The following is a 10,986-nucleotide window of genomic DNA, read 5'->3' on the forward strand; positions in this document are numbered from 1 at the left end:
CGGCCCCTCGGGCAGGTCGAACGGGAGCGGGGTGCCGTCCGGGCGGACGATGTGGGGGATCGGCGCCCCCGCCCGGGCCACCGTCCAGAGCCGGGCGGACGGGTTGCGGCACCAAGGCGCCGCTGGGGCGAAGCATGCCCCGAGGTTCAGCGATCAGACCAGGTCGGGGTACTGGTTCCAGCCCCCGGTGCCGATCGTGACGCGGTCCTTGAACGGCGTCTTGGCGATGCCGGTGCCCGCGTAGAAGAACAGCTGGCCCTTGGAGTTGGACGCCAGGAGGTCGGCGATGCCGTCCCCGTTGATGTCGCCCGGTGCCGTGAGGTTGTTGTACTGGCTCCAGCCGGCGCCGCCGACCTGGACGCGCGTCCCGAAGGGGGCCGTCGCCTTGCCGGTGCCGGGGTAGAAGAACAGCCCGGCGGAGCTGCGGGTCAGAAGGTCCGCGCGCCCGTCACGGTTGAAGTCACCGGCGCCGACCAGCTTGTTGTACTGGCTCCAGCCGGCGCCGCCGACCTGGACACGGCCCTGGAAGGAGAGGCCGTTGCCGTTGCCCGCGTAGAAGTACAGCGCGGTGGAGCTGCGGGCGATCAGGTCGCTCTTGCCGTCGCCGTTCAGGTCGCCGGGGCCGACGACCAGGTTGTACGACTTCGAGCCGGCCGCGACCTCGGGGTCGTTCTGCGCGTAGGAGGCCGTGTTGTACAGGTGGCCGTCGTACGAGCTGTGCTCGATCAGGTCCGACACACCGGTGGAGGTGAGCGAGACGCTGTGGGTGAGGCTGCTCACGGAACGGGTCCAGCCCGTGCCGATGAGGTACTTCGCCGAGAGCTTCCCGAGTCCGGTGCCCTCGTAGTAGTACAGGGTGCCGTTGCTGGTGCGGGCGAAGACTCCGGACTTGCCGAAGGCCGGGTTGTTGCCTGCCCCGGCCAGCTGCGTGACCGTGTTCCAGCCCGTGGTCGACTGCGCGACACGGTCCTGGAAGAAGCCGTTGCCCTTGCCGTCGTAGAAGTACAACTTGCCGTCGTAGCCACGGACGGTGAGGTCCGCAGTTCCGTTGCCGTTGTAGTCGGTGCCACCGGTGATCTGGTTGTACTGCGACCAGCCGGCGCCGCCGATCTTGATCTGGGCCCCGAACGGGTAGGCGTTGGCCTTGCCGTTGCCGGGGTACAGGTAGAACCCGGTGGCGTTGCGGGCCAACAGGTCGGCGATGCCGTCACCGTTGAGGTCGTCCGCGCCGACCAGCTGGTCGAACTGGGACCAGCCGGCGCCGCCGACCTGGATGCCCTTGCCGAAGTTGGTACCGGTTCCGGGGAACAGGAACAGTCCGGCGGAGCTACGGGCGAGCAGGTCGGGCGCACCGTCGTGGTTGAGGTCACCGGGGACGACGAGCTTGTTGTACGCCTGCCAGCCGCTGCTGAGCGTGGTGTACGAGCTCAGTCCACCGTCGAGGGTCGCGTTGGCTCCGTTGTAGAGCCGGAGCGATCCGGTGGGCGTGACCGTCAGCAGGTCGGCCTTGCCGTCGCCGGTCATGTCGCCCGGCAGCAGCAGGTCCTTGACGTCGGCGGTTTCGCCGGAGATGACGTCGGCCCAGCTGTAGCCCCAGTCGGTGTAGACGTCCCCCCAGCTCTCGCGGTACGCGATGTCGCCGGTGCCGTCGCCGTCGAAGTCGGCGCGCTGGGCGGCCGTGACGGTGGCGGCGACGGCGGAACGCGCCATCGGGTTGCCGGCCTTCGGAGCCACGGCGTTCTGACGGTCCGGGGCGGTGAAGGTGGAGTGTGCGGGGGTGGAGTGCTGCGGCACGGCGACCGTGCCGTGGTCCGCGGCGTCGTTCCCGGCCGCGTGTGCGGTGATCGTCATCGAACCGCTGACCAGGAGACCGGCGCAGACTATCGCTGCCGAAGTGGCCATCTTCCGGGACCGTCGGGTCCCGGGTACTGCGGGGTTGGGCATTCTGCCTCCTGTGGAAATGACGACCCCACGAGGAGTGGCACGCACCGGATCCGACTCACGCGTGAGCGGTGTCGGATGCATGGCGCCGTCGACGTGCCTTCGGTGTCGGTCGTGACACCGGCGCACGGCATGACGGAAACGGAAACCCCCCACCAACGGTGGCGCCCCTCCCCAGGGTCGTGAAGTAGATCTATCCCCAGAAGGGCACCTCGGGCAAGTCCATTGTCCGATCGGACCGGAATCCTTGCGCATTCCTGATTGCCTCTCCCCGGGTTGAATTCGGGAGAGAAACGGGCAGGTCGCACGTTAACGACGGGGAATGAGCAGCCGGACGGGCGAGAAATGGCCGATGGCCGCAGAGTGATTCCGGACACTCGGCAAACAGTTTGATCACGCCCACATCGCGGCCACATCACGCCCGGGCATTCGTCGGAGCGGCGGGATCACGTCCACACCGCGCCGAGCGCGACGAATCCGCAGATGAGGACGAACAGGATCGCCAGCAGCGGCCAGACGAAGCGCAGGTACTTGTCGTAGCCGATCTTCGCCAGCGCGATACCGCCGATGGTCACGGCCGTGGTCGGCACCCAGAGGTTCATCCAGCCGCTCGCCGCCTGCCAGGCCGTCACCACCACGGCGCGTGAGACGCCCGCGAAGTCGGCGAGGGGCGCGAGGATCGGCATGGCGAGAGTCGCGTGGCCGGAGGTCGACGGGATCAGGAACGCCAGGGGCAGATTGACGATGAACACGACGACGGCGAAGAGACCGGACGAGACCCCGGACACCGCTCCCTCGATGGAGTGCAGCACCGTGTCGGTGATCTGCGAGTTGTTCATGATGACAGTGACGCCTCGGGCCAGCACGATGACGAGCGCGGGCGAGATGAAGTCGGCCGCGCCCTGCACGATCGTCGCGCTGAGTTTCTGTTCGCCGAACCGGGCCACCACGCCGACGACCACTGCCGCGACGATGAAGAGCGCGGCCAGTTGCGGGAACGACCAGCCGAATTCGAAGCCGTACGGAGTGGCGTCGGCGTCTCCGGTGATGGCACTTGACCACGGAACGACGGAGAAGATCATGAAGGCGAAGGTCAGTCCGACCAGGACCAGGATGATCTGATGCAGCCCGGTGAGTGGAGGCGGTTCCTCCGTTTTCACCGTCGACTGCTCGCGGTCGCCGGGCAGAAAGCCGGAGAGGGAACGTGCGCTGTCCTTGCGGACCCGGGAGGCGTACCGGACGACGTAGGCGATGGTGACCGCCGTGAGGACGATCCACATGAGCCCGCGCAGCACGATGCCGTCGCCGAGGGAGATGTCGGCGGCGGAGGAGGCGACGCCGGTGGCGAACGGGTTGACGGTGGAGCAGAGCACCCCGATGCCGGCGCCGAGGATGATGGTGCCTGTCGCGACCATGCGGTCGTAGCCGAGGGCTAGCATCAGCGGCACGATCAGCCCGTAGAAACCGAGGGTCTCCTCGGCGAAGCCTTCCACCGTGCCGAGCAGCGAGAAGACCACCATGACACCGGCGATGAGCAGCGCGCCGCGCTCGCGCAGCCGGTGGGCGAGGCGGCCGATGCCTCGGTCGAGGGCTCCGGTGGCGAAGACGACGGTGATGAACGCGCCGATCGCGATGACGAAGAGGAACACGCCCGCGCTGCCGTACAGCTCGCCGGCGAGGTCGGGCCCGACCTGGCCGGTCTTGGCGTCCTGGATTCCGTACAGGCCGTTGACGGGTGAGAGGAAGAGGTCGTTGAGCCGGTCCACCAGGCTCTGGCCGGAGGGGACCCGGTGGTAGGTGCCCTGGACCGGGGCGCCTTCGGCGTTGCGGTCGTACGCCCCGGAGGGGATGAGGAAGGCGAGCGCCCAGACGGCGAGGGTCACCAGGGCGAGGATCGTCAGCGCACTGGGGAAGGTGAACTTCCGCTTGGGCGGGGGCTTCTCGTCGGACTCGGTGCCGCCCGTCACCTGTGTGCTCACGCCACGCCTCCGGCAGCCCGGTGTCCGGCGGCGAACTCCCTCAGGAACGCGGCTTCGGCGATCACCGCCGACCGGAGTTCGGAGAAGAGCACCCGTTCGTTCGGGGCGTGCAGGTTGCACATGTTGTCCTGGGCCCCGAACAGCAGCACCTCCGCGCCCGGCACCGCCCTGGCCAGCCCGTTCACCAGCGGAATCGATCCGCCACTGGCGATGTACGCGGGTTCCTCGCCCCATCCCTCGCGCAGTGCGGTGAGGGCCGCCCGGTAGGCGGGGCCGTCGGTCCGGGCCTCGAATCCGGGGCCGGTGTCCCCGGCGGTGACGGTGAGCGGAATTCCGAACGGGCGGAGTGCCTCCAGGTGGGTGACGAGGAGTCCCCGCGCTTCCCGAGGGTCCTGCAACGGGTGGAACCGGAGGTTCAGTTTGGCGCGCGCGTAGGGCACGACGGCCGAGGCGGCGTGGTCGACGCTCGGGGCGTCGATGCCGACGACGGTGATCGCCGGTCCACTCCAGAGCCGTTCGCCGATGCTGCCCGATCCGGTCAGGGGCACCCCGTCGAGGACCCCGGCGAGGGAACGGAACTCCTCCTCGGTGAAGGTGGTACCGGTCCACTCCTCGCGTCGCAGTCCCTCCACGGCCACATCGCCGTGCACGTCGTGCAGGGTGGCGAGCGCGGTGAGCAGTGCCAGCAGGGCATCGGGGGCCGCGCCGCCGAACTCGCCGCTGTGCCGGGGCTCGGCGAGGGTACGCACTTCGACGACGACCTCCGCGGCTCCGCGCAGCCCTGTGGTGAGAGTGGGGCTGCCGGGGCGGATGTTGCCGAGGTCCGCGATGACCATGGCGTCGCAGGCGAAGCGGTCCGGGTCGGTGGGCGGGTACTCGTCGAAGGCGCTGCCGTACTCCTCCTGGCCTTCCAGGACGATCTTCAGTCCGACCGGGGGCACGCCGCCGAACGCCCGCAGCACACCGAGGTGGACCATGACGTTCGCCTTGTCGTCGGCGACGCCCCGGGCCCTGAGGCCGTCTCCGCCGTCGAGGAGGGTGGGCTCGAAGGGCGGTGAACGCCAGAGGCTCTCGTCGCCCGGGGGCTGGACGTCGTAGTGCCCGTAGAGGAGGACGGTGGGCGCGCCGGGGGTGGGCGGCGGCACCTCCGCGACGATGACCGGCGCGGTGTCGGGGAGGTCCAGTCGGTCGATCCGCGTGACGCCGGCCCCGCGCAGGAGTTCCACCAGGAGGTCGTGGGCCTCCAGGACCGGCTCGGGCGGGAAGCCGGGGAAGGCGACGGAGGCGATGGCCGTCAGACGTTCCAGGTCGGCGGTCAGACCGTCCATCAGCGCGTCGACCCGGGTGCTCAGGTCCATGGTGCACACCCCTGTTCCTCGTGTACTCGCGTCCGGGGTCCCGGGTGTGTCCGTGACGGTCCCTGCCCGACGCGGCGGGCCGGGCGCGGGGCTTCGCGGACACGCCTGTGGTCCGTTGATCCCTGCGGACACCCCTCAGGGATCAATGGACCACAGGGCGGGCCCTCCCGCGCGTCCGCGGGACCGAGCGCCGCACCCGCCGGCCGGGCCCGTCAGCCGCCGAGCAGGAGGGTGCGCTGCGCGGAGAAGTCGCCCCAGGTGCCGTCGGGGAGCTTGGCCCGGAGCTTGACGGAGTGCCGGGTGCCCTTGGGTTCGGTGAGTGTCAGTTCGTAGGTGGCGCGTCCCTTCGGGGGTGTTCCGCCCCAGACGATGGTCGTGGTGGCCTTCCCGTCGAGGTACAGCTCGTACGCGGGGATCGCCCCGTCCACCTCGGGCTGGTCCCAGGAGAGTCGTACGACATAACTGCCGGACTCGTCCCTGGTCTCCGTGCGCAGGCCGGTGGGGGCGGTGTTCGCGGGGGCGCCGGGGGCGGACCTGGTGGTGACGTCGACGGACCGACTGTCGTCGGAGGACTTGTCCGAGGCGTCGCGGGCGCGGAGGGTGAAGGTGTAGACGGTTCCGGGGCGCAGGCCGGTCAGCCGGGCGCTGGTCACGGTGCCGGAGGCGCTGTGGATGCGGGAGTCCTCCTGGTAGACGTCGTACGCGGTGACCTTGACGTCGTCCGTCGATGCCTTCCACGACAGGGTCACGCGGTCGGTGCCGACCGCGGTGGCACGCAGTGCCGCCGGGACGGACGGCGCCCGACGGTCGTCGGGCGGGGTGGCCTGGGTGGTGGCGGGTGCCCCGGGGCCGGGCTCGGAGAGGTTGCCGGCCGCGTCCCGGGCCCGGACGGTGAAGGTGTAGTCGGTGGACGCGGTGAGCCCGTCGACGTCGATCATGTGCGTGGTCGCGGGGACCACCTTCACGCGGGCGGCGCCGCTGTAGATCTCGTATCCGGTGACCGCCTTGTCGTCGGTGGACGGCTCCCACATGACGTGCACGGAGGTGGCGCTGCTCGACTGGGCGGTCACGTTCCGGGGGGTGGTGGGCGCGTCGGTGTCGGACGCCTCCGCCGAGCCGCCGCAGCCGGCGAGCAGCGCGAGGAGGAGGGCTGCGGAACAGGTCGACACGACACGCGTGGGGGGACGTTGCACGGCGCTGCCGCCTTCCATCCGGGGCATTGGTCCAGACCGGTATGGCACGGCGGGCGGGCGGGTCACAAGAGGAGTGCGCGGAACGATCCGCTATCTACCGATGTGCGCCCCGTCCGGCTTGCACGGGGGCACCCGCATGTGGTTATGGAGCCCCTGATTCCGCCTCGATGGCAGGACGGGCGGACGGACGGACGGCGGGGCACCCGGCCCCGGGCCCGGGAGAGGGCACGGGCGCCCCGCCGCATTCACCGACGGGCCGTCAGCAGGCGATGGCGTACCAGACCGGAGTCCAGTTCACCGTCGTCGACTGATAGGCGGTGGAGGCGAAGAGGTAGTTCTGGTTCTTGTCGTAGAAGTACGCCACCGTGCCGGGGGTCTGGTTGTTGACGAGAGGTCCACTGCCGGTGAGGTTGGGGAGCTGGTAGAGGGTGTTGCACTTGGTGTAGGCGAAGCTGTTGCCGTTCGCACCCTGCCCGCACACATAGGTGTAGGAACAGGACAGAGCGGCGGCCGCGGACTTCACCGCGGCGGGCGACTCCACCGCGTGCTGCCGGGCACCCGCGAGCGCCTCGGCCGCGAGGGCGGCGTCGACCCGGGCGGTGTCGACCCGGGCGGTGTCGACCCGGGCGGTGTCGACCCGGGCGGTGTCGGGGCGGGCGGAGGCCGACGCCGGCCCCATCAGCCCGAACAGCGAGCCGGCGACGAGCGCCGCGGCGGCCGACAGGATCGCGGCGGTCTTCCGTACTGCCATGAGCGGTCTCCCTGGATCTCCCGCCCCTGAAGAGGCGGGTACGAGGTGCCTTCACTTGCACCCCTGGCCCTCCGTCGGACGAACCGAGGAGGCAGCCCGGGGCGACGCGAGACCTACCCCCGGTCACATTGGGTAACCTTGCATGGCCGAACGGTCACCCTAAGGAGTTTTCGCCGACGCTTCGGCCGCCGTCCCTCCATCGAGTGAGTCACGACTCAGCCGACCGGGTTGCATGAACATACATAGAAGTGCATACTTTTCCCATGTCTAAGGTAATGACCTCTCTGCCCGTCGGGGAACGCGTCGGCATCGCCTTCTCCGGCGGTCTCGACACCTCCGTCGCGGTCGCGTGGATGCGCGACAAGGGCGCGGCACCGTGCACGTACACCGCCGACATCGGCCAGTACGACGAACCCGACATCGCCTCCGTGCCCGGACGCGCCCACGCCTACGGCGCGGAGATCGCCCGGCTGGTGGACTGCCGGGCCGCCCTCGTCGAGGAAGGGCTCGCCGCGCTGACCTGCGGGGCCTTCCACATCCGTTCCGGCGGGCGCGCGTACTTCAACACCACCCCGCTCGGCCGGGCGGTCACGGGCACCATGCTCGTGCGCGCCATGCTGGAGGACGACGTCCAGATCTGGGGCGACGGCTCCACCTTCAAGGGCAACGACATCGAGCGGTTCTACCGCTACGGCCTGCTGGCCAACCCGTCGCTGCGCATCTACAAGCCCTGGCTGGACGCCGACTTCGTCACCGAGCTCGGTGGTCGCAAGGAGATGTCCGAGTGGCTGCTCGCCCACGGGCTGCCCTACCGGGACAGCACGGAGAAGGCGTACTCCACCGACGCCAACATCTGGGGCGCGACGCACGAAGCCAAGACCCTGGAGCACCTCGACACCGGCCTGGAGAGCGTCGACCCGATCATGGGCGTGCGGTTCTGGGACCCGTCCGTCGAGATCGAGACCGAGGACGTCACCGTCGGGTTCGAGCAAGGCCGCCCGGTGACCATCAACGGCAAGGAGTTCGCCTCCGCCGTCGACCTGGTGCTGGAGGCCAACGCCATCGGCGGCCGGCACGGTCTGGGCATGTCCGACCAGATCGAGAACCGGATCATCGAGGCCAAGAGCCGCGGCATCTACGAGGCGCCGGGCATGGCCCTGCTCCACGCGTGCTACGAGCGCCTCGTCAACGCGATCCACAACGAGGACACCCTCGCCACGTACCACAACGAGGGCCGTCGCCTCGGCCGCCTGATGTACGAGGGCCGCTGGCTGGACCCGCAGGCGCTGATGATCCGCGAGTCGCTCCAGCGGTGGGTCGGCATGGCCGTCACCGGCGAGGTGACCCTGCGACTGCGGCGCGGCGAGGACTACTCGGTCCTGAACACCGCCGGACCGGCTTTCAGCTACCACCCGGACAAGCTGTCCATGGAGCGCACCGAGGACTCCGCGTTCGGGCCGGTGGACCGGATCGGTCAGCTGACCATGCGCAACCTCGACATCGCCGACTCCCGCGCCAAGCTGGAGCAGTACGCCGCCATCGGCATGGTCGGCAGCTCCCACCAGGCGCTGATCGGCGCGCAGGCCGCTTCCACCCCGCTGATCGGTGCGATGCCCGAGGGCAACGCCCAGGAGATCGCCTCGCGCGGCGAGGCCCCCGGCGGCGACAAGCTGCTCGACAGCGCCGCCATGGAGTTCGGCGCCGACTAGGGCGTGTGTCGAACGTGGCGCCGTCCGTCCGGAGGGCGGACAGGCGGGAGTCTCGACACACGCCCCAGGTGTTGCCCAGCAGGGCAGCACGGACCACGGCGAGGGGGAGGCCCGGCGGATTCGCCGGGCCTCCCCCTCGTCGTACGTCCGTCGTCCGGCACGCCGCCCGTCAGCTGGTGAAGAACTCGCTGACGTGCTGGGCGACCTGGTCGGCGCGGGTCTCGTGCATCCGGTGGCCGCCGGGCACGGTGACCAGGCGGCAGTCGGGGATGCGTGACGCCACCTCCGGCAGGAGGGTCTGCGGCAGGGGGCTCTCGGGCCCACCGGCGATGATCATCGTGGGCGCGACGATCTCGCCCAGCGTCTCCGCCCACTCGGGGTCGGGCTCGGCCAGCTGCGCGTGGACCGCGGGCACGGCGTTCTCGTCGTAGTCGACCGGCCCCTCGGCCCGGCCCGCCGGGCCCGGGTCGCCGGGGAAGGGTGCGGGGGTCTCCACCAGGACCAGCCGTTCCACCCGGTCTGCGTGCTCCTCCGCGAGCAGCAGGGCGACGGTGCCGCCCATGCCGTGGCCCACCAGTCCGACCCGGTCGAGCTCGCACTCGTCGAGGAACCCGACCACGTCGTCCATCATCTGCTCGAACGCGTACTCGTCCGGCCAGTCGCTCTCACCGTGCCCGCGCAGATCGAGGGCGTACACCCGCCACTCCGCGCCGAGCAGGCTCCCGGTGGCCTCCCAGTCGGCGGACGAACCGCCGAGACCGTGCAGGAGGACGACCGGCGAGCCGAAGGGGTCGCCCCACGTCCGGTACGCAAGCCGTACATCGCCCACATCCACAACAGACTGATCTTCCATACCCCTGACGCTACAGCCGGTGGGCGGGGCCGAGCGCCTCACCCCGGCCTGGCAGGCTTGGGGGGTGAACCGTACCGTCCGGCCCGTCGCCCACCGCCTGCTCGCCACGGCCTTCGTCCCCCTGCTGGCCACCGCCCTGCTGACCGCCTGTTCCACCACGGCCGACAAGCCGGAGAAGAGTCTCGACGACCCGGCGAAGAAACGGATCGCCATGGAACTCGTCTCCAGTGCGGAGAACTCCACCCTGGACTGGCAGGACCAGTACAAGTACATCGAGGACATCCACGACGGCCGCGGCTACACCGGCGGCATCATCGGGTTCTGCTCCGGCACCGGCGACATGCTCGACGTGGTGGAGCGGTACACGAAGGCCCGCCCGGACAACGGCCTCGCGCGGTTCGTCCCGGCCCTGCGCGCGGTGGACGGAACCGACTCGCACGCGGGCCTCGGCACGCCGTTCACCGAGGCGTGGGCCGCCGCCGCCAAGGACTCCGCCTTCCGCGCCGCGCAGGACGCGGTAGTGGAATCCGGCTACTTCAGGCCGGCCGTCGACCGGGCCGAGAAGGACGGTCTCAGCGCCCTGGGGCAGTTCATCTACTACGACGCGTACGTCATGCACGGCGCCGGCGACACCGAGGGCACGGTCGGCTTCTCCAGCATCCGCCGCCAGGCACTGGCCGCCGCCGACTCCCCCGCCGAGGGCGGTGACGAGGAGACCTACCTCAACGCCTTCCTCGACGCCCGGGTGGCCGCCATCGCCAAGGAACCCTCGCACACCGACACCAGCAGGATCGAGACGGCCCAGCGCCGGTTCGTCCGCGAGGGGAAGCTCCAGCTGGAGACCCCGCTGCGCTGGAAGGTGTACGGGGAGAGCTTCCGGATCGACCACTGAGACACCCGGGCGGACACACCGGCGGGCGGGCCGAACCTCGCGTCCACGGGCGCCGGAAGCACCCGAAGCCATTCCGCGCGCGCCGGTACGCACCTTCCACGACCTGCGCTTCCACGCGCAGGTGATCCACTCTTGTGGGCCGTGACGAGCGGCCTCGCACATCGTTGGGGGATACATGGGTCGGGGACGGCTTCCGGGACGGACGCGCCCGCGTCCGAACGCGCGGCACCGTCGTGGTGTGCCCCGGTCGTACGTCCACCACGGCCGCGCCGCCGGCCGGCACCCCCTGAAAGCCCCGCACCACGCCAGC

The 10,986-nt window shown here is 70.3% G+C and carries 8 protein-coding genes; 2 read left to right on the plus strand and 6 right to left on the minus strand.

Annotated features, from left to right (window positions below):
• Window positions 1-153: 153 nt before the first annotated feature.
• The 5 genes from ACWD3D_RS26080 to ACWD3D_RS26100 form a co-directional block, all read right to left on the minus strand.
• Window positions 154-1,902: an FG-GAP repeat domain-containing protein gene (locus ACWD3D_RS26080; RefSeq protein ID WP_451463225.1), complete on the minus strand. Its 1,749-nt coding sequence runs from the start codon at window positions 1,900-1,902 to the stop codon at window positions 154-156.
• A 485-nt stretch (window positions 1,903-2,387) separates the two neighbouring features.
• The gene (locus ACWD3D_RS26085) at window positions 2,388-3,920 is read right to left on the minus strand and encodes a YfcC family protein (protein ID WP_451463226.1); all 1,533 of its coding nucleotides are present in this window, start codon (window positions 3,918-3,920) and stop codon (window positions 2,388-2,390) included.
• On the minus strand, window positions 3,917-5,278 hold the full coding sequence (locus ACWD3D_RS26090) for a M20/M25/M40 family metallo-hydrolase (protein WP_451463227.1): 1,362 nt from the start codon (window positions 5,276-5,278) through the stop codon (window positions 3,917-3,919). Before ACWD3D_RS26090 ends, ACWD3D_RS26085 begins: the two co-directional genes overlap by 4 nt.
• Before the next feature lie 212 nt (window positions 5,279-5,490).
• Window positions 5,491-6,489: a fibronectin type III domain-containing protein gene (locus ACWD3D_RS26095; protein ID WP_451463228.1), complete on the minus strand. Its 999-nt coding sequence runs from the start codon at window positions 6,487-6,489 to the stop codon at window positions 5,491-5,493.
• Window positions 6,490-6,730: 241 nt separating this feature from the next.
• Window positions 6,731-7,222 carry a hypothetical protein gene (locus ACWD3D_RS26100; RefSeq protein WP_451463229.1) on the minus strand — a complete coding sequence of 164 codons (492 nt, stop codon included), beginning with the start codon at window positions 7,220-7,222 and terminating at the stop codon, window positions 6,731-6,733.
• Window positions 7,223-7,485: 263 nt separating this feature from the next.
• Here ACWD3D_RS26100 and argG point away from each other — a divergent pair, with 263 nt between their 5' ends.
• Window positions 7,486-8,931, plus strand: coding sequence for an argininosuccinate synthase (argG, locus tag ACWD3D_RS26105; RefSeq protein WP_451463230.1), 1,446 nt, complete (start codon window positions 7,486-7,488; stop codon window positions 8,929-8,931).
• Window positions 8,932-9,100: 169 nt separating this feature from the next.
• On the opposite strand, the gene ACWD3D_RS26110 is transcribed toward argG, so the two are convergent.
• Window positions 9,101-9,784: an alpha/beta fold hydrolase gene (locus ACWD3D_RS26110; protein ID WP_451463231.1), complete on the minus strand. Its 684-nt coding sequence runs from the start codon at window positions 9,782-9,784 to the stop codon at window positions 9,101-9,103.
• A 64-nt stretch (window positions 9,785-9,848) separates the two neighbouring features.
• On the opposite strand from ACWD3D_RS26110, the gene ACWD3D_RS26115 reads away from it, so the two are divergent.
• Window positions 9,849-10,676: a chitosanase gene (locus ACWD3D_RS26115; protein ID WP_451463232.1), complete on the plus strand. Its 828-nt coding sequence runs from the start codon at window positions 9,849-9,851 to the stop codon at window positions 10,674-10,676.
• The last annotated feature ends 310 nt before the right edge of the window (window positions 10,677-10,986 follow it).

The sequence above is a fragment of the Streptomyces sp. NPDC002690 genome, assembly GCF_053592415.1.

What these genes read in the sequence shown, in the direction of transcription:
- ACWD3D_RS26110 (WP_451463231.1), bottom strand. Translation starts at nt 9,784, where the DNA reads ATGGAAGATCAGTCTGTTGTGGATGTGGGCGATGTACGGCTTGCGTAC.
- ACWD3D_RS26090 (WP_451463227.1), bottom strand. Translation starts at nt 5,278, where the DNA reads ATGGACCTGAGCACCCGGGTCGACGCGCTGATGGACGGTCTGACCGCC.
- argG (WP_451463230.1), top strand. Translation starts at nt 7,486, where the DNA reads ATGTCTAAGGTAATGACCTCTCTGCCCGTCGGGGAACGCGTCGGCATC.
- ACWD3D_RS26100 (WP_451463229.1), bottom strand. Translation starts at nt 7,222, where the DNA reads ATGGCAGTACGGAAGACCGCCGCGATCCTGTCGGCCGCCGCGGCGCTC.
- ACWD3D_RS26080 (WP_451463225.1), bottom strand. Translation starts at nt 1,902, where the DNA reads ATGGCCACTTCGGCAGCGATAGTCTGCGCCGGTCTCCTGGTCAGCGGT.
- ACWD3D_RS26095 (WP_451463228.1), bottom strand. Translation starts at nt 6,489, where the DNA reads ATGGAAGGCGGCAGCGCCGTGCAACGTCCCCCCACGCGTGTCGTGTCG.